Origin of the sequence: Bradyrhizobium sp. NAS80.1, from assembly GCF_001908205.1 — a bacterium.
In the GTDB taxonomy this organism is placed as follows: Bacteria; Pseudomonadota; Alphaproteobacteria; order Rhizobiales; family Xanthobacteraceae; genus Bradyrhizobium.
Map to the genome: position 1 here is coordinate 1 of NZ_LGHL01000109.1, position 16,930 is coordinate 16,930.

Genomic DNA, 16,930 nt, shown 5'->3' on the forward strand with positions numbered 1-16,930 from the left:
AGATCAGATTGCGGAAAGCTGTTTCCAAACTGGGCGACCGATCCGGACAAGGTCGAGGTGCTCAGCCTGCGCGAGGCCTGCAACAAGATCATTCACGCAACCGACATTCGGTTCGATGTGGAGGTCCCCGATGCAGCCATCAACCCAGATGAGGAAGGCGCTTACTACCAACCGCGCCTCTACCTGTATGGAAGCAAGGGGCGCAATGATTGGCGCGCCGAGCTGTCGTTGATCGACTTCGCACGATGGGGCGCGGTGGCGTTCAAATGGTTTGCCTTCTTGAAGTGAGGGCCACGGACCAGCAGGGGAGCCCGCTGACGCGCGTCCGGCAACTCGGCCGATGCTGATGCGCGGAGCTGGAATTGACGTATGGGCGGGGCTCGCTCTCGGTCAGGCAAGCCGAGCGGCAACGTCCTTGAGGACCCGCCGATAGGCCTTCTGCTTGCACGCCGCCGAGCAGAACTTCGCGTCACGGCGCTTCGGCACGAATCGAATCCCGCAGATGCAGACAGCTCTGCTGCGCTGACGGTGACGCTGCCTCCGCTCGCGCTGGGCGCAGCGGTCCGAGCAAGCGATGATCTTCCTCCCGAATGCTTCGTTGAGCCTCATCCGCTGGCCGCAACCCTTGCAGGTCGCATCAACGGTCGCCATCGCCGCTTCCTGCGGCGTCACGCAAGCGTCGCACACCGGATTGGCTGAAGCCGAATCCTTTTGCGTAGATGGTCGTCCAGTACGCGCCTTGCCCGTCGCTGACCTTCGCGACCGATGTGCCGTTGGCCTTGTTGCGCCGATAGAGCAGACTGGCACCGCGCGCGATGTGCACCTCGCCTCGTGCGAGAGCCTTGCATATCCTAAGGCGAGCGCGATGCTTTCCTTCGGTGCCTCTCTAGAAAACTCAAGCCCCCGCGCGCCTCGCGCCCGCGCTCACGATCGGCGGTTTCGCATTCAGCGCCTCGACCTGGAATCCCGCGACGCGCTTGTAGTTGGCGGCGATGTCTTCCAGCTCCTTTTGCGACAGCACGTCGGTGACGACCTTGTAGCCGTCGGGCGCGCGCTCCTCGACGAGCTGCATCACTTGCTCGGGGCCGTTCCTGCGGTTGAGCAGGACGAGGTCAGTGGTCGCGGGTCTCCGCTCGGCTTCATAAGCCAGCAGCGCCGCGGTCGTCGGGCCATGCGCAAGGATCTCGCGGGTCAGGACGCGGGCATCGAGGATCGCCTGCGAGGCGCCGTTCGAGCCGATCGGGTACATCGGATGCGCGGCATCACCCATCAGCGTGACGCGGCCGAACGTCCACTGCGACACCGGATCGCGGTCGACCAGCGGATATTCGTAGGCGTGCGGGCAGTTCCGGATCAGGCCGGGCACGTCGAGCCAGTCGAACTGCCAGCTCTCGAACCAGGGCAGGAACTCCTCGAGCCGCGCGGTGCGGTTATAGTCCTCGCGCCGCCACTGATAGGTTGGCGGCATGTGGCGTTCGGCGACCCAGTTGATCAAATGGTTGCCCGCGGCATCCGGCTCTTTCGAGATCGGGTAGCAGACGAATTTCAGGATCTCGTGCCCGGCCATGATCATGGTGCGGCCGGTGAGGAAGGCCTTTGCCGGCGTGACGCCGCGCCAGAGAATGCGGCCGTTCCAGATCGGCGGGCCTTCCTTCGGATAGAGCTTTTCTCGTACGGCGGAATGGATGCCGTCGGCGGCGATCAGGATCGCGCCTTCGTAAGTCCCTGCGGCCTTGCCAGTTGCCCTGTCGATGAAGTCGGCGCGCACGCCGTTTGCCGTCTCGCTCCAGCCGGTGAGGTGATGGCTGGTGAGGATGTTGTCGCGCCCGAGCCGCTCGATCGCGGTGTCGAGCAGGAGCTGCTGCAGCGTGCCGCGATGGATCGAGAATTGCGGCCATTTGTAGCCGGCCTCGAGCCCGCGTGGCTCGCTCCAGATCGGCTTGCCGTGCTTGGAGAAATAGGCGAGCTCGCGGGTCCGCACGCCGCTGGCATCCAGCTTGTCCATCAGCCCGAGCTCGATCAGCTCGCGCACCGCATGCGGCAGCACGTTGATGCCGACGCCGAGCGGCTTCAGTTCTGCGACGCTCTCGAACACTTTTACGGGAACGCCGATCTGGTGCAGGCTGAGCGCAAGCGTGAGCCCGCCGATGCCGCCGCCGGCGATGAGTACGGTCATGACAAAACCCCTCCGATTGCGGGCGTCTTGGCACAGGCGGGCGGCGGTGGGCAACTGCGAAGAGAAGGTCGTGCTATGGACCTCGGGGACGACAGTCGTTAATTTCCGGCTTTCCCATGAGGTTCGACATGCTCAAGCTCTACTACGCCACCGGCACCTGCGCGCTCGCCACCTACATCACGCTGGAAGAGGCGGGGGCCGACTACACGGCCGAGCGGCTGAGCTTCAAGACCAACCAGCAGAACAGCCCGGAGTACCTGGCGATCAACCCGAAGGGCCGCGTCCCGGCGCTGGTGACCGATCGCGGCGTGCTGACCGAGACGCCGGCGATGCTCGCCTATATCGCGCAGACTTTCCCCAAGGCGAAGCTCGCGCCGCTCGACGATCCCTTTGATTTTGCTCAGGCGCAGTCGTTCAATTCCTATCTCTGTTCGACCGTGCACATCAACCACGCCCACAGGGTGCGCGGCGCGCGCTGGGCGACCGAGGAGAGCTCGTTCGCCGACATGAAGCAGATGGTTCCGAAGACCGTGGGCGCCTGCTTCGCGCTGATCGAGCAGAAGATGTTCAGGGGACCCTGGGTGATGGGCGAGCAGTTCACGATTTGCGATCCCTATCTTTACACCCTGTCGACCTGGCTCGAAGGCGACAGTGTCGACATCAACGCCACGCCGAAGATTGCCGATCACTTCAAGCGCATGTCCGACCGCCCCGCAGTGCGCAAGGTGATGGACGCGCAGAAGGCGTGAGGCGTCAGGGAACGTAGGGCGGCTGACCAACCCGCCCTGCGAAGTTTTCCAGCTACAGCGTTTTCGAGCGAAGTGGATACCGGTTCGCGTAAAGAAAACGCGTCAAAACAAGAATCTAGAGCCCCGTTCCGATTCAATCGGAACGGAAATGGCTCTAGAGGACGGAGTGCCCCATAATTCACGCTCTCCGACCGGCTCTATCCGATAGCCATGCTGTTTCAAAATGGCCGGCGCCTGTTCAAAGGCGCCGTCGTGCAAGGCAAGGAAGATCGTGCTCTTGTGTTCGGACAAGAGCCGCGCCGCACCCAAAAGGGCAAGTGTCTCGGCGCCCTCGATATCCATCTTGATCAGGTCCGGGGTGGGGAAGTCGTCGAGCCGAACTGTCCTGACAGGCGTTCCGGACTCTGAAATCTTCCCCATGTAGCCGTATTTGCCGGCATCATCGTTCGTACGGAAAAACGTCTCCCCGGCCCGGTCGGTTACGGCCGCCTCGATCATCTCGACATTCCTGGTGTCGTTGAGGTGAAGATGCTTGCGAAGCGTTGCCGCGTTGGCGGGGTTTGGTTCGAACGCAAAAACCCGGCCTTGTGGTCCAACAAGCCTGGACAGCATCAGGGTGTAGTATCCGGCATGTGCGCCGACATCGAAAACAGTCATGCCTGGCTTCACGCGGGCGGCGATCGCTTTGGCATGATAGCTTTCATATGTGCCGAGCCAGCAACTCTGATTACCGGCTCCGACGACCCACTTCAGGCCGCGGTTCGGTCCGGTGAGCACCCGCATGACGGAAGAGGGCGAAATCAGCTTGAATGGAAGTCGGATCAACCATCCAAGTGGTTGGTGAGGGTCCAGCATGCTTGCGATCCCCTTCGATTTCCGTGGTCGGCCGGCTCATATAGGCGCGTAGATTCCTTTTGCGCTCCGAATGGGGCCCCTTCGAGGCTCATCGGTTGTGCCGGTCAAGCTCCCGTCCCGTCTCCAGCATCAGCCGGCGCAGCCAGATCGAGCCGGGATCCATTTGCGCGCGGGTCGGATAGAACATGAACTGCTCGTCGATTCCGGGATCGAGCGGCGGCGTCACCGTGACGAGGGCGAACTGTTTCGACAGCGCCGCGATCAGCCGCCGTGGCACGAATGCGACGAGGTCGGTGCGCGCGGCGACGTGCAGCGCTTCGAGATAGCCTGAGACGACCAGCGAAATGTGCCGCTCGATGCCCTTGCTGCGCAGCCAGGTGTCGATCAGATCCTCGGGCTGGCCACGGATGATCACGCCGACATGGCGTGCGGCCAGGAAGGCCTCGCGCCGCTTCAGCTTCGCAGCCAGCGGATGGCCGCGCCGCACCGCCAGCGCGTCGCTATCGGTGTAGAGCAGCTGGCGGTGAAAACCCCTGAACGCATTGCCGATCGAGATCACGAGGTCGATGGTGCGGGCGAATTCGGCGTGGAAGATCGCAGGTCCCCGCCACGGCACGACGTCGATGCGGACATTGGGCGCAGCCCGCGTCACCTTCTCCATAAAGGGCGGCATCAGGAGCTCGACCGCGAGATCGGGCATCATCAGGCGGAATTGCCGCTCGCTGCGCGCGGCGTCGAAGTCGTCGGGCACGAAAAGCCCGCGCACCTGATCGAGCGCCTGCGCCAGCGGTGCGCGCAGGGCTTGCGCCCGGGGCGTCAGCTCCATCCGCGCACCGGCGCGCACCAGCAGTGGATCGCCAAAGATATCGCGCAGGCGCTGAAGGGCGTGGCTCGCGGCCGGCTGCGACAGCCCGATCCGCAGGGCGGCGCGGCTGACATTGGCCTCGCGCAGCAGCGCGTCGAGTGCGGTCAGCAGATTGAGGTCAAGCGAATTCAAATTCATGGAGCGAATAGATATCATATTGGTTATCGATTTGAAGAATGATGCTTGCGCGGCCATCATCTCCGCGTTGCCACAAAACGGAGATGCCGCCATGAGCGCGAGCGCCAACAAGAAACTGATGCAGGATATTTTTGCCGCCGCCGCCAATCCCGATCCGGCCGCGCGCGATCGCACGCTGTTCACCGCAAGCCTTGCCGACGACGCCAGATGGATCGTGACCGGGCAGTATTCCTGGTCCCGGACGTTTGCGGGCAAAGAGGCAATCCTCAACGACCTGCACGCCTATGTGCGCTCGCGCCTTCGCGACCGGACGCGGACGGTTGCCCATCGCTTCATCGCCGACGGCGACATCGTCGTGGTCGAAGCCAAGGGCGACAACGTCACGCCGGAGGGCGTGCGCTACGACAACGACTACTGCCTGGTGTTCCGCCTAGAGGACGGCAAGATCAAGGAGATCAGGGAGTATTGCGACTCGGTCCTGACCGAGAGGGCACTGGGCCCATTTCCGCAGGGCGGCTAAAATAGGTAAGCAATCGCGACGGGAGCCGCCGTCGAGTTGATGCCATCCATCGCGGCGGAGATTTCGCGATGAGTGGCCGGCGCGGGCGGTCTTGAAAGATAAGGAAAGGTCCACGCGCGTGCGCGTGGACGTGCCGGCGTCGTAACGGATCAGGCGACCTTGGTCTTCATGTGCTTGAACATGTTGCCGCGGGCCTCGTCGTCCATCTCGGCCTTGAAGGTGAACTTGTCCTTCAGCCCGATCGCGCGTGCCGCCGCAGGCCGCGCCGAGATCTCGTCGACCAGCCGCTTCACGTTCGGATACTTGCTTGGCGCGTCCTCGCCGAGCACGAAGGCAGCCATGCGCGCCCAGCCCCACAGCGCCATGTCGACGATGGAGTAGGCATCGCCGACCATGTAGCGGTTCTTGGCGAGGTGATCGTCGAGGATCTGGTAGTGCCGGTGACCCTCGAACTGGTAGCGGGCATGAGCGTAGTCGTGGTTCTGGTCCTTGGGCGCAAAATGCTTGAAGTGCACGGCCTGGCCGGAATAGGGCCCGAGGCCGGTCGCGATGAACATCAGCCATGACAGCGTCTGGCCGCGAACGTTCGCGGCGGGCAGGAATTTTCCGGTCTTCTCGGCGAGATAGAGCAGGATGGCGTTGCTGTCGAAAACGATCGTGCCGTTGTCGTCGATCGCCGGCACCTTGCCGTTCGGATTGATCTTCAGGAATTCCGGCGTGAACTGCTCGCCCTTGCGGGGGTCGATCGCCACCGGGTCAAAGGGCAGGCCGGATTCTTCCAGAAACAGCGCGACCTTGGTCGGGTTCGGCGACCCGTTGAAGTAGAATTTCAGCATCGTTTGTCTCCCCAGTTCTCCTGCGAATGCCCGTGCCGAGAGCGGACGCAGCGTCATTGCCGCGGGCGGCCTTCTCTTGCCTGAACCTCGTCCGGGAGAGCAACCGACGAGTTTGCCGGGCGGTGTCTGCGCGCCGCGCAGATCAGCCGGCGTAACAGAAGCCGATTGCCGCCGTAATTACAATGGCCGCGCCGGCGGCCTCCAGGCGCAGCCCGCGCCGCGTGGCGAGATGCATGTCGGAAGCCCGCGCCGCGCGCTCCGATCCCCGCCCATAGCCGTGCACGATGGCGTCCTGATTGAAAGTGTCGTGGGCCTCGTTGCTGCTGGCGAGCCCGACGCAGACCACGAGCACGCCGAAGATGGCGAGGCCGAAGAATCCCAGTAGGGCGATCAGGAACATCGGAAACATGCCGAGCAGGAAGATCGGCAGCAGCGGCACCAGCAGCAATGTTTCGGACTGTCGTCGCATGGGAGCCGGCCGGTGAGGACGCACACGATGCGATAATCCTAGTCCTGCCGGCGGCTGCGTTCAACCACGCTCGCCATTCCGGGGCGCGCTCTTGGCGCAAGCCCGCTATCCTTTCGCCGCTTGTTCCCTGGTCCGATGGATTTCCGGGTTCTCGCTTGGCGAGCCCCGGAATGACGAAGGGAAGCTACTCCGCCGCCATGCCGGCGCGGATTTCGGCGCGCAGCTCGTCGATCAGCTTGAGACCTTTCTTGGTCTCGACGTGCCAGAACGTCCAGCCGTTGCAGGCCGCCGCGCCTTGCGCCACCGCGCCGATGCGGTGGATCGAGCCGACCTTGTCCCCTAGCATGATGGCGCCGTCGGCGCGCACCAATGCCCCGAGCTTCTTCTTGGAATCGAACAGCTTTGTGCCCGGCATGATCATGCCACGCTCGATCAGCTCGGAGAACGCGACGCGCGGCGCTTCGCGCGCGGTCATGAATGGGGCGAGGCTCTCCTCCGGCAGCGGCTCGACGGCGGCGATGCGCGCTTCGGCGGCCTTGGCATAGGTCCTGTCGCGCTCGAAGCCGATATAGGAACGGCCGAGGCGCTTTGCGACCGCGCCGGTGGTGCCGGTGCCGTTGAAGGGATCGATCACGAGATCGCCGGGCTTGGACGACGACAGCAGGACACGTGCGAGCAGGCCTTCCGGCTTCTGCGTCGGATGCACTTTCTTGCCGTCCGCGCCCTTGAGGCGCTCCTCGCCGGTACAGAGCGGGATCAGCCAGTCGGAACGCGCCTGCACGTCCTCGTTGGCCGCCTTCAGCGCTTCATAGTTGAAGGTATAGCCCTTGGCCTTCTCGTCACGCGCGGCCCAGATCATGGTCTCGTGCGCGTTGGTGAAGCGGCGGCCGCGGAAATTCGGCATCGGGTTCGACTTGCGCCAGACGATGTCGTTCAGGAGCCAGAAGCCGAGGTCCTGCATGATCGCGCCGACGCGGAAGATGTTGTGATAGGAGCCGATCACCCAGATCGTTGCCGACGGTTTCATCGCGCGGCGGGCGGCGAGCAGCCAGGCGCGGGTGAAATTGTCATAGGCGGCAAACGAATCGAACTTGTCCCAGTCGTCGTTGACGGCATCGACATGGGATTCGTCAGGGCGCTTGAGATCGCCCTTGAGCTGGAGATTGTAGGGCGGATCGGCGAACACCAGGTCGACCGAACCAGCCTGAAGCTTCGACATCTCGGCGACGCAATCGCCGACGACGATGCTGTGCGAAGCGGACTCAAAATTTGTGCGGGGCGCCTTTGCAGACGCCCCGCGACGCGACACTACCATGACTCAAGGACTCTGACTCAGGCGACGCTGTCGGCGACGCGGGACCAAACAACCGACTGGCCATTACATTGCAGCGGCAAAGTAAAAATCGACTTAACCCGCTGCTTTTGTGAGCATGCGTCGCATCGCGCGTTGCGCGCGGGTCGCTGCGCGCATTCATCGTGTTTTACAGTGTATTTCGCATTTCTTCGCGTTGCGGCGGCAATCATGGCTGCAAAAAGGCGCCAAATATCTCTCGGAAAAAACTGCGCGCCCCCCGGAAAAAATTGCTGGCACCGGCATGCTCCCGCACTAGGCAATTTTTGCCGAGCGCGATATTGATAAGTGCAACGGAATTTTTACGTATGCGGCGCGTTCAGCTTTCGCGCAATTTGCGCGCCGACGAGATGCAATCAGGACCTCACAATCCAGACTTCAAGGTCAGGACCTTAAAGGAAGGCCGCCATGCGTTACGATGACTTCCGCCGCAGCGACGACGTCGAGGATCGTCGCGACGAAGGTGGTGGTGGCTTTGGCGGCGGAGGAGGCGGGTTCGGACTGCCGATGGGCGGCGGCGGGCTCGGCATCGGCACCATCATCGTGCTCGGCCTGATCGGCTATGCCTTCGGCATCGATCCGCGCCTCCTGATCGGCGGTGCCGAGATCCTCAGCGGCGGCAACCAGGCGTCGACCTACCAGACCGATCGCCAGGCGTCCTCGGGCAAGCGTGGCGCGCCCAAGGACGAGATGGGCAGCATGATCTCCGGCATCCTCGGCGAGATCGACGACCGTTGGAGCGAGATCTTCCAGGCCAGCGGCCAGTCCTATACCGGTCCGAAGGTCGTCCTGTTTCGCAACGCCACCAATGGCGGCCGCTGCGGCATGGCCCAGTCGGCGATGGGGCCGTTCTATTGTCCGCCCGACAAGACCATCTTCCTCGACACTGCTTTCTTCCGCGAGGTCGAGACGCGTTTCCGCGGTTGCTCCGGCAAGTCGGCGTGCGATTTCACCACCGCCTACATCATCGCCCATGAGGCCGGCCATCACATCCAGAACCTGCTCGGCATCATTCCGCGCGTGACGCGGCTGCAGCAGCAGGTTGGCAGCAAGGCCGAGGCCAATGCGCTCCAGGTGAAGGTCGAATTGCAGGCCGACTGCCTGTCCGGCGTCTGGGTCAATCGCGAGGCGAAGAAGCGTCCGAACTTCCTGGAACCGGGCGACATTGACGCCGCGCTGACCACGGCGAGCGCGATCGGCGACGATACGCTGCAACGCCAGGCCACCGGGCGCGTCGTGCCCGATTCCTTTACTCACGGCTCGGCGGCGCAACGCAAACAGTGGTTCATGACCGGCTACCAGCAGGGCACGGTCCAGGCCTGTAACACGTTCGGCAGCGGGGCGCTGTAATATGGTCGTAGCGTCATCCTGAGGTGCTCGCCCTTGCGAGCCTCGAAGGATGGCGAGCCCCGGGCCCATCCTTCGAGGCGCGCTGACGCGCGCACCTCAGGATGACGCCGGAGAATGGGCAAGGAGGTATGAAGTCGTGGCGTCCATCGACGAGTCAAAGCAGTTCATCCCGCTCAACATCGCGGTGCTCACCGTTTCCGACACGCGCGTCCTCGCGGACGACAAGTCCGGCCAGACGCTTGCTGACCGCCTTACCGCGGCCGGCCATCGTCTCGCCGCGCGCGAGATCGTCACCGACGACGTCGAGGCAATCCGTGCCATCATCCGGCGCTGGATTGCCGACGCGGGCGTCGACGTGGTCATCACCACCGGCGGCACCGGCTTCACCGGGCGCGATGTCACGCCGGAGGCGATCGAGCCGCTGTTCGAGAAGCGCATGGACGGCTTCTCGATCGCATTCCACATGCTGAGCCACGCCAAGATCGGGACATCGACGATCCAGAGCCGCGCCACCGCCGGCGTGACCGGCGCGACCTACATCTTCTGCCTGCCCGGCTCCCCCGGCGCCTGCCGCGACGGCTGGGACGGCATCCTCGCCGCCCAGCTCGACTACCGCACGCGCCCCTGCAATTTCGTCGAGATCATGCCGCGGCTGGACGAGCACCTGCGTCGGCCGAAGGCGCAGGGCGCGACGGCGTAGTCGCAGATAATGGCTCTTCTTCCCTTCTCCCCTTGCGGGAGAAGGTGGCATAGGCGGCCTTCGGCCGCCGTTCTTAAGAACGCCGAAGCGAAGCTTCGGCTATGGCGCCGGATGAGGGGTTCCCTCTGCGGCCTATAATGCGAGAGAGTCGTCCGCGGAGACATACCCCTCACCCAGTGAGGTTGTGACTTCCAGCGGAGTTGCCCTCTCCCGCAAGTGGCGAGGGCACAGTCATGCGCATCTCGCTCGTGGAGATATTGTCAGAGATCTTTTTCCCAGGTCTCGCCGATAAGGTTCTGCCCAAAGCTGCGATGCGGCTCGCTTGCTACCAGCTTGAAGCCGGCGCTCTGGTAGATGCCGCGTGCGGCGACCAAAATGCTCTGGGTCCACAGCGTCATCTTGATATAGCCCCTCTCGCGCGCGCCCCGGATACATTGCTCGACCAGCGCGCGGCCGACGCCGAGCCCCCGCGCTTTCTTCTCCACCTGCAACAGGCGTAGCTTGGCGATCTGGTCCGTGGCCTTGACCAGAAAGATCGAGCCGACCGGCTCGCCCGCCACTTCCGCGATCCAGCAGTGCTCACGCGCGGCGTCGTAATTCTTTATGAATTGCGCGCAGATCTCGGCCACCAGCGCCTCGTAGCTGATATCCCAGCCGTAGTCCGCGGCATAGGCGGCGGCTTGCTTGGATATGACCCAGCCCATGTCACCGACGCAATGGCTGCGCAGCACGACAGAAGCGGGCTCACTTCGATGTTGCTCCAGCACGGCCTCGATGGTCGCCATAGCCTGCGTGAGCCGCGTTGCATCGCCGGCCGATAGCTGGGCCAGCATTGCGGCGACCTCATTTTGCGAGCCAAGGTTCAGCTTGGCGAAGGTCTGCCGACCCTTCGCAGTGAGGCTGAGCTGGTATTGCCTGCGATCTGCGGGAAGGGGCTTTCGCGTGATCAGCCCCTTTTCGTCGAAGCTTTGGACGATTCGGCTGAGATAGCCGGGGTCGAGACCAAGCTCGTTTCCGATCTCTTTTGCCGCAAGGTCGTCGCGATGGGCGAGTTCATAGAGTACGCGCGCCTCGCTGAGCGAGAACGGGCTCTTTCCGAGATGCTGGTCGAGCACGCCAAGCTTGCGGGTATAGAAGCGGTTGAAGGCGCGAACCGCCGCGATCTGATCGTCGTTACCGTCGATTGACATGGTTCACCTCGATACTTGCCATTGTCAAATAATTATTTGACTTTGGCAAGTATGTGGTGGCCTCAGCCGACCATGACGATCCGGCTGCGCAGCATGGTCCGGGACGAGCGGCCGAGCCGCCGGAGCAGCTGCGCCTCGGAATGGCGGGCCTGGGGCGGGTAGCCGCCGATCCGGTCGTAATGATCACGCGCGATCAAAAGCCCCTGATCGCCGAAGGGCCCGACCAGCTTGCGCGCCACGGCCCAGAGGATGTCGCGGAAGCCGGTATCGGCGTAAGGCGAGTGCCCATAGCGGAACACCGCGGCGCGATCCCGGCCGCTAGTCGAGACGGCCTGGATGAACTGGGTGGTCTCCTCGATCCAGCCGGTTTCCAGCACGGCGCCTGCGGGGAGGAACATCAGCCATGGTGAACGGGCCTGGAGCGCGCCGGCGGCCAGCGCCGTGCCTTGCGAGGATCCCTCGAAACCGACGAAACGGCAGCCTGCGACGTCGGCAACGCGCTCGATCACGCCGTTGCGGGTGCCATCGACCAGGAGCACTTCCCGGATGATGCCCGCAGCGGCGCCGGGTACCAGCGCGGCCAGGGTTGCGACCGCCGTCTGTTCGACGCCTTCGGTCGGAATGATAACGCTCAGCATGATTGAGGCTTCGATGTCTGCGCTTCGGGAGAAGCGTAGTTTTGTTATGATGGTGTCATAAACACGCGGCGTTGCCGAGTGCAACTTTTCGGCGGTGCCGTGGCGTTCGAGGGTCAACCGTCCACCGCAGCCAAATGGGTCGTGCGCGGTGGCAAAATTGCCGGATGTTTCGGCGGAATGCGTCCTCCGGCCGGATGAAACCGGGCTTGTGTGATGCGATTGTCGACCACTGGGTGATCACATTTGCGCAAACGTCCGGCGTGTCGAATGGCGGGTTCAGGCAGGGAAAATGTGCCATGATGGAGCCTCGCGGTCGCCCCGAGCAGGATATTCGCGTGAACGTCGATCAACTTCCCGTTGGCACGACGCCAACATCGCCTAAGCCGGACGCCGCGCCTACCCTGCGGATCCGCGCCGTGATGCTGGGTGAACGCATCAATCCGTCCGGGCTCGAGATCGGTGCGCCTGTCTCCTCGACGCCCGCTGCCTTTCGCGTGCATGCCGGCCTCGTTGTGATCTTCCGCTACGGCGTCGTGGTGTTGATCGGCCTGCTTCCTTCGGAGGAGAAGGTCGTCCTCGACAGCCTGAAGCCGCGCGTGATCGGCGAACTCAGCCCCCATGAGGAGGAGACCGCACAGGCGCAGCTTTGCAAGGACGAAAACGCCGAGGTGATCCAGCCGGGCGGGCCGATCAACCTGGCAAAATTCTCCGACGATCGGCTGCTTCTGATCGCGGATGCGCTTGCCAAGAGCACATCGCTGGCCCGCGACGAGCGGCGCGTCGCTGCGGTCTTCGACGTCATCGAGCCGTTCGCGCGGGAGCTCGGCGAGAAAGGCCGTACGCCGCGGCGGCGCAAGGGCATCTTGCAGCTCATCGGCAACGCGCTTCTGGTCCAGCAGCGCGTCGCCGGCCGCGTTGCGGTTGCCGAAAAGCCCGATGTACTCTGGGAAAAGCCGCAGCTCGACCGGCTCTATTCGCGCCTCGAAGACGAATACGAGCTGAAAGAGCGTCTCGACACGCTCGAGCGCAAGCTCAAGGTCGTCGCGGAGACAGCCGATGCGCTGACCGACATCATCGACACCCAGCGCTCGCTCCGCCTTGAAATCGCGGTGGTGGTGCTGATCGTGATCGAGGTCGTAATTGGCTGCATCCAGATATTGTCGGGGACCCACTGAGCTCTTTGGCGATCGCATGTGTTCGCCTCGCGAGGCGTCCTCGGCCTAATGGTTCGAGACGCGCCGCAAGGCGGCGCTCCTCACCATGAGGGTCTAAGATTGCGCCGCGCAGCAGGACCTCATCCTGAGGAGCCCGCCAACGGCGGGCGTCTCGAAGGATGGCCACGAGGGGATTGCCCGCCACGTTCTCTCAAATGCGATGGCCTTGCCGCAGCACCGCCGCGCAATGCTGCGCGATCACCAATTCCTCGTTGGTCGGAATGATGAAGACATCGACGGTGCTGTCGCCGCCGTTGATGCGTTCACGCGCCTCATCATTCGCAGCGACATCGATGCGCACGCCGAGCCAGGCGAGACGTGCGCCGATCGCGCTGCGGATTTCCTTGGCATGCTCGCCGATGCCGCCGGTGAAGACCAGGCAGTCGATCCCTCCAAGCGTGTTCGCCATCACCGCGATCTCCTGCGCGGCACGGAAGGTGAAGAGATCGACCGCCTCCCGCGCCGTAGCCTCGTTGCTCGCGAGCAGCGTGCGCATATCGGAGGAGATGCCGGAGACGCCGAGCAGGCCTGACTCGTGATAGAGCAGCTGCTGGACATCCTCGACCAACATCTTCTCGTGCTGTTGCAGATAGAGCAGCAGGCCGGGGTCGACCGTGCCGCAGCGCGTGCCCATCACGAGGCCATCGAGCGGTGTCAGCCCCATGGTGGTGTCGACGCTGCGGCCATCGCATAACGCGCACAGACTCGCGCCATTGCCGAGATGCGCGATGACGGTGCGCTTCGCGATGAGCTGTGGCGCGATCCCGGCGATGCGCCCCGCGACATATTCGAAGGAGAGGCCGTGAAACCCGTAGCGCCGGACGCCGCGCTCTTCATACCGCCTCGGGATCGCGAAGCGGCTCGCCGGCGGCGCAAGGCCGTGGTGAAAGGCGGTATCGAAACACGCGATCTGCGTCAGCGCGGGCCGGGCGGCTTTGATGGTGCGGACCGGCTCCAGGCAGCGAGGTTGGTGCAGCGGCGCGAGTGGCGTCAGCGCCTCCAGCTTCGCATAGACGTCATCCGTCAGCTCGACCGGGCCTGAATAGTCCGGTCCGCCATGGACCACGCGGTGACCAACAGCGCGCAAGCGATGGTCGCCGAAGCGATCCTCGATGAAGCCGAGCACGTCCGCGAACAGATGACCGCTGTCGGCATCCGAAGCCTCCCTGTGCTTCTCGAACAGGTTCTCGCCCGCGAAGCCTTTCACGACGAGCCTGGGCTTGGCCTCGTGCTCGTCGAGCAGGCCCTTGCAGAGCAGGGCCGGCTCGACCGCGGCGATGTCGAACAGGCCGAACTTGATGCTCGACGATCCCGAGTTGAGCACGAGGACCGAATCTGGCGCCGGCATGACGTCAACCCGTCTTGGCCGGCCAGACCCAGTCGCGCACCGCCGGCATGTCCTCACCGTGCTCGCGCACATAACGCGAATGCTCGATCAGCGCGTCGCGGAATTGCTGCTTCACCTGCGCGGCCTTGGTCGCGAGCCGGGCACGCGCTCGATCGCCTCGATGGCGAGGTGGTAACGGTCGAGCTCGTTGAGCACGACCATGTCGAACGGCGTCGTCGTGGTGCCTTCCTCGGCAAAGCCGCGCACATGCATGCCGGCATGGTTGGTGCGGCTGTAGGTCAGCCGGTGGATCAGGTAGGGATAGCCGTGATAGGCGAAGATCACCGGCTTGTTGCGCGTGAACAGGCTGTCGAAGTCGCGGTCGGAGAGTCCGTGCGGATGCTGCTCCTTCGGCTGCAACGTCATCAGGTCGACGACGTTGACGACGCGGATCTTCAGCTCGGGCAGCGCCTTGCGCAGGAGATCGACGGCGGCGAGGGTCTCCAGCGTCGGCACGTCGCCGGCGCAGGCCATCACGACGTCGGGCTCGCCGTTCGCGTCTTCGTTGCCTGCCCAGGTCCAGATGCCGATGCCGGCATCGCAATGCGTGGCCGCTTCCTGCATCGAGAGCCATTGCGGCGACGGCTGCTTGCCGGCGACGATGACGTTGATGCGGTTATAGGTGCGCAGGCAGTGATCGGCGATCCACAGCAGGGTGTTGGTATCAGGCGGGAAATAGATGCGGACGATATCGGCCTTCTTGTTGGCGACGAGATCGACGAAACCGGGATCCTGATGGCTGAAGCCGTTGTGGTCCTGCCGCCAGACATGCGAGGTCAGGAGATAATTGAGCGATGCGATCGGGCGGCGCCATGGCAGATGCCGCGTGACCTTGAGCCATTTGGCATGCTGGTTGAACATGGAATCCACGATGTGGATGAAGGCTTCGTAGCAGGAGAAGAAGCCGTGCCGTCCTGTGAGCAGATAGCCTTCGAGCCAGCCCTGGCAGAGATGTTCGCTCAAAATTTCCATCACACGTCCGTCCTGGGCGAGATGCACGTCGTAGGGCTCAATGGGCTCCATCCAGACGCGTTCGGTCTCCTCGAACACCGCGTCTAACCGGTTTGACGCGGTCTCGTCCGGGCCCATGATGCGGAAGTTGCGCTCCTGCGCGTTGAGACGGATGACGTCACGAAGGAATTTGCCGAGCTCGCGCGTCGCTTCTCCCGTGACGCCGCCGGGCTGCGGCACCTCGACTGCGAAGCTGCGGAAGTCCGGCAACTTCAGCTCCTTCTTCAAGAGCCCGCCATTGGCGTGCGGGTTGGCGCCCATGCGGCGATTGCCTTCAGGCGCCAGCGCCTGAAGCTCGGGAGCGAGCGCGCCGCTCGCGTCGAACAGCTTTTCCGGCCCGTAGCTGCGCATCCAGTCTTCGAGCACTTTCAGATGCGCGGGATTTTCACGGCAGTTCGCAACGGGCACTTGATGCGCGCGCCAGAAACCTTCGACCTTCTTGCCGTCGACCTCCTTCGGGCCGGTCCAGCCCTTCGGGCTGCGCAGCACGATCATCGGCCAGCGTGGCCGTTCGACGCTCTTGCGCCCGTCGCGGGCGTGCTGCTGGATCGAGCGGATGCTGGCGATCGCGACGTCGAGCGCGTCCGCCATGGCCTGATGCATCAATTTGGGATCGTCGCCCTCGACGAACAGCGGCTCGTGGCCGAACCCGCGGAAGAGATCGCGGATTTCTTCGTCGCGCATCCGCCCGAGCACCGTCGGGTTGGCGATCTTGTAGCCGTTGAGATGCAGGATCGGCAGCACCGCGCCGTCGTGGGCAGGGTTCAGGAACTTGTTGGAGTGCCAGGACGCCGCAAGCGGGCCGGTCTCGGCCTCGCCGTCACCGACGACGCATGCGACGATCAGGTCGGGATTGTCGAGCGCCGCGCCATAGGCGTGCACCAGCGCGTAGCCGAGCTCACCGCCTTCGTGGATCGAGCCCGGTGTTTCCGGCGCTGCGTGGCTCGGGATGCCGCCGGGAAAGGAGAACTGTCTGAAAAGTTTTCGCAATCCGTCCGCGTCGCGCGCGATGTCCGGATAGATCTCGCTGTAGCTGCCCTCAAGATAGGTGTTGGCCACCATGCCCGGCCCGCCATGGCCGGGACCGCAGACATAGAGCACGCTGAGATCCAGCGCTCGAATGACGCGGTTGAGATGGGCGTAAATGAAGTTCAAACCGGGCGTCGTGCCCCAATGGCCGAGCAGGCGCGGCTTGATGTGCTCGGGCCGCAGGGGCTCGCGCAATAGCGGATTGTCCAGAAGATAGATTTGCCCGACGGAGAGGTAGTTCGCGGCGCGCCAGTAGCGATCGAGGAGATCGAGTTCGCTGCTCGTGGCGCCCGATTGTCGTTGATTTGTCATGTTTCTACCAACCTTCAGCCAGCGATCGCTATCAACGATGTTCCCACGCGATCGATCCTTCGACATCATCAAACGGGATTGCGGCGGCTCTACTGTTGCGTGAGGTCAAAGCCGCGCGCCCGAAATTTGGGCGGTTACTT

16 protein-coding genes and 1 pseudogene are annotated in these 16,930 nt (G+C 63.7%); 6 read left to right on the forward strand and 11 right to left on the reverse strand.

The window, feature by feature from the left end:
- The coding region (locus AC629_RS23570; protein WP_210419101.1) for a hypothetical protein at positions 1 to 288 on the forward strand (288 nt) is incomplete at its 5' end.
- Positions 289 to 637: 349 nt separating this feature from the next.
- Here the strand turns inward: AC629_RS23570 and AC629_RS23580 are convergent.
- Entirely contained in the window at positions 638 to 823 is a 186-nt protein-coding gene (locus tag AC629_RS23580) for a hypothetical protein (protein WP_084807352.1), read from the reverse strand.
- A 72-nt stretch (positions 824 to 895) separates the two neighbouring features.
- Positions 896 to 2,176 carry a flavin-dependent oxidoreductase gene (locus tag AC629_RS23585; protein WP_084807353.1) on the reverse strand — a complete coding sequence of 427 codons (1,281 nt, stop codon included), beginning with the start codon at positions 2,174 to 2,176 and terminating at the stop codon, positions 896 to 898.
- Between the two features lie 128 nt (positions 2,177 to 2,304).
- Between AC629_RS23585 and AC629_RS23590 the strand changes: the two genes are divergently transcribed.
- Complete coding sequence (locus tag AC629_RS23590) at positions 2,305 to 2,925, forward strand: glutathione S-transferase family protein (protein ID WP_084807400.1); 621 nt, start codon at positions 2,305 to 2,307, stop codon at positions 2,923 to 2,925.
- Between the two features lie 102 nt (positions 2,926 to 3,027).
- On the opposite strand, the gene AC629_RS23595 is transcribed toward AC629_RS23590, so the two are convergent.
- Entirely contained in the window at positions 3,028 to 3,780 is a 753-nt protein-coding gene (locus tag AC629_RS23595; protein WP_084807354.1) for an FkbM family methyltransferase, read from the reverse strand.
- An 88-nt stretch (positions 3,781 to 3,868) separates the two neighbouring features.
- Positions 3,869 to 4,783 (reverse strand): LysR family transcriptional regulator, encoded by a 915-nt coding sequence (locus AC629_RS23600; protein WP_084807355.1) that lies wholly within the window; start codon positions 4,781 to 4,783, stop codon positions 3,869 to 3,871.
- Positions 4,784 to 4,874: 91 nt separating this feature from the next.
- Between AC629_RS23600 and AC629_RS23605 the strand changes: the two genes are divergently transcribed.
- Positions 4,875 to 5,303 (forward strand): nuclear transport factor 2 family protein, encoded by a 429-nt coding sequence (locus AC629_RS23605; protein WP_084807401.1) that lies wholly within the window; start codon positions 4,875 to 4,877, stop codon positions 5,301 to 5,303.
- A gap of 149 nt (positions 5,304 to 5,452) precedes the next feature.
- Here the strand turns inward: AC629_RS23605 and AC629_RS23610 are convergent, their stop codons facing one another.
- The 3 genes from AC629_RS23610 to AC629_RS23620 all read right to left on the reverse strand — a co-directional run bounded on the left by AC629_RS23610 (position 5,453) and on the right by AC629_RS23620 (position 7,923).
- On the reverse strand, positions 5,453 to 6,139 hold the full coding sequence (locus AC629_RS23610) for a glutathione S-transferase family protein (RefSeq protein WP_084807356.1): 687 nt from the start codon (positions 6,137 to 6,139) through the stop codon (positions 5,453 to 5,455).
- A 142-nt stretch (positions 6,140 to 6,281) separates the two neighbouring features.
- On the reverse strand, positions 6,282 to 6,608 hold the full coding sequence (locus AC629_RS23615; RefSeq protein ID WP_084807357.1) for a hypothetical protein: 327 nt from the start codon (positions 6,606 to 6,608) through the stop codon (positions 6,282 to 6,284).
- Between the two features lie 184 nt (positions 6,609 to 6,792).
- Positions 6,793 to 7,923 (reverse strand): site-specific DNA-methyltransferase, encoded by a 1,131-nt coding sequence (locus AC629_RS23620; protein ID WP_084807358.1) that lies wholly within the window; start codon positions 7,921 to 7,923, stop codon positions 6,793 to 6,795.
- Positions 7,924 to 8,367: 444 nt separating this feature from the next.
- Between AC629_RS23620 and ypfJ the strand changes: the two genes are divergently transcribed.
- Complete coding sequence (gene ypfJ, locus AC629_RS23625; RefSeq protein WP_084807359.1) at positions 8,368 to 9,309, forward strand: KPN_02809 family neutral zinc metallopeptidase; 942 nt, start codon at positions 8,368 to 8,370, stop codon at positions 9,307 to 9,309.
- Positions 9,310 to 9,445: 136 nt separating this feature from the next.
- Positions 9,446 to 10,009 (forward strand): molybdenum cofactor biosynthesis protein B, encoded by a 564-nt coding sequence (gene moaB / locus AC629_RS23630; protein WP_084807360.1) that lies wholly within the window; start codon positions 9,446 to 9,448, stop codon positions 10,007 to 10,009.
- A gap of 260 nt (positions 10,010 to 10,269) precedes the next feature.
- On the opposite strand, the gene AC629_RS23635 is transcribed toward moaB, so the two are convergent.
- Together AC629_RS23635 and AC629_RS23640 are read right to left on the reverse strand one after the other, a co-directional pair.
- Positions 10,270 to 11,199: a bifunctional helix-turn-helix transcriptional regulator/GNAT family N-acetyltransferase gene (locus AC629_RS23635; protein ID WP_084807361.1), complete on the reverse strand. Its 930-nt coding sequence runs from the start codon at positions 11,197 to 11,199 to the stop codon at positions 10,270 to 10,272.
- Between the two features lie 62 nt (positions 11,200 to 11,261).
- Positions 11,262 to 11,837, reverse strand: a complete 576-nt coding sequence (locus AC629_RS23640; RefSeq protein ID WP_084807362.1) for a glycosyltransferase family protein — start codon at positions 11,835 to 11,837, stop codon at positions 11,262 to 11,264.
- A 335-nt stretch (positions 11,838 to 12,172) separates the two neighbouring features.
- On the opposite strand from AC629_RS23640, the gene AC629_RS23645 reads away from it, so the two are divergent.
- The gene (locus tag AC629_RS23645) at positions 12,173 to 13,012 is read left to right on the forward strand and encodes an RMD1 family protein (RefSeq protein ID WP_084807402.1); all 840 of its coding nucleotides are present in this window, start codon (positions 12,173 to 12,175) and stop codon (positions 13,010 to 13,012) included.
- 190 nt (positions 13,013 to 13,202) lie between these two features.
- Here AC629_RS23645 and AC629_RS23650 read toward each other — a convergent pair whose 3' ends face one another.
- Both AC629_RS23650 and AC629_RS23655 read right to left on the reverse strand, forming a co-directional pair.
- On the reverse strand, positions 13,203 to 14,399 hold the full coding sequence (locus AC629_RS23650; protein WP_084807363.1) for an acetate/propionate family kinase: 1,197 nt from the start codon (positions 14,397 to 14,399) through the stop codon (positions 13,203 to 13,205).
- Positions 14,400 to 14,403: 4 nt separating this feature from the next.
- A pseudogene (locus AC629_RS23655) lies at positions 14,404 to 16,790 on the reverse strand (phosphoketolase family protein).
- Positions 16,791 to 16,930: the final 140 nt, after the last annotated feature.

What these genes read in the sequence shown, in the direction of transcription:
- AC629_RS23635 (WP_084807361.1), bottom strand. Translation starts at nt 11,199, where the DNA reads ATGTCAATCGACGGTAACGACGATCAGATCGCGGCGGTTCGCGCCTTC.
- AC629_RS23650 (WP_084807363.1), bottom strand. Translation starts at nt 14,399, where the DNA reads ATGCCGGCGCCAGATTCGGTCCTCGTGCTCAACTCGGGATCGTCGAGC.
- AC629_RS23605 (WP_084807401.1), top strand. Translation starts at nt 4,875, where the DNA reads ATGAGCGCGAGCGCCAACAAGAAACTGATGCAGGATATTTTTGCCGCC.
- AC629_RS23640 (WP_084807362.1), bottom strand. Translation starts at nt 11,837, where the DNA reads ATGCTGAGCGTTATCATTCCGACCGAAGGCGTCGAACAGACGGCGGTC.
- AC629_RS23610 (WP_084807356.1), bottom strand. Translation starts at nt 6,139, where the DNA reads ATGCTGAAATTCTACTTCAACGGGTCGCCGAACCCGACCAAGGTCGCG.
- AC629_RS23620 (WP_084807358.1), bottom strand. Translation starts at nt 7,923, where the DNA reads ATGGTAGTGTCGCGTCGCGGGGCGTCTGCAAAGGCGCCCCGCACAAAT.
- AC629_RS23600 (WP_084807355.1), bottom strand. Translation starts at nt 4,783, where the DNA reads ATGAATTTGAATTCGCTTGACCTCAATCTGCTGACCGCACTCGACGCG.
- ypfJ (WP_084807359.1), top strand. Translation starts at nt 8,368, where the DNA reads ATGCGTTACGATGACTTCCGCCGCAGCGACGACGTCGAGGATCGTCGC.
- AC629_RS23590 (WP_084807400.1), top strand. Translation starts at nt 2,305, where the DNA reads ATGCTCAAGCTCTACTACGCCACCGGCACCTGCGCGCTCGCCACCTAC.
- AC629_RS23595 (WP_084807354.1), bottom strand. Translation starts at nt 3,780, where the DNA reads ATGCTGGACCCTCACCAACCACTTGGATGGTTGATCCGACTTCCATTC.
- AC629_RS23615 (WP_084807357.1), bottom strand. Translation starts at nt 6,608, where the DNA reads ATGCGACGACAGTCCGAAACATTGCTGCTGGTGCCGCTGCTGCCGATC.
- AC629_RS23585 (WP_084807353.1), bottom strand. Translation starts at nt 2,176, where the DNA reads ATGACCGTACTCATCGCCGGCGGCGGCATCGGCGGGCTCACGCTTGCG.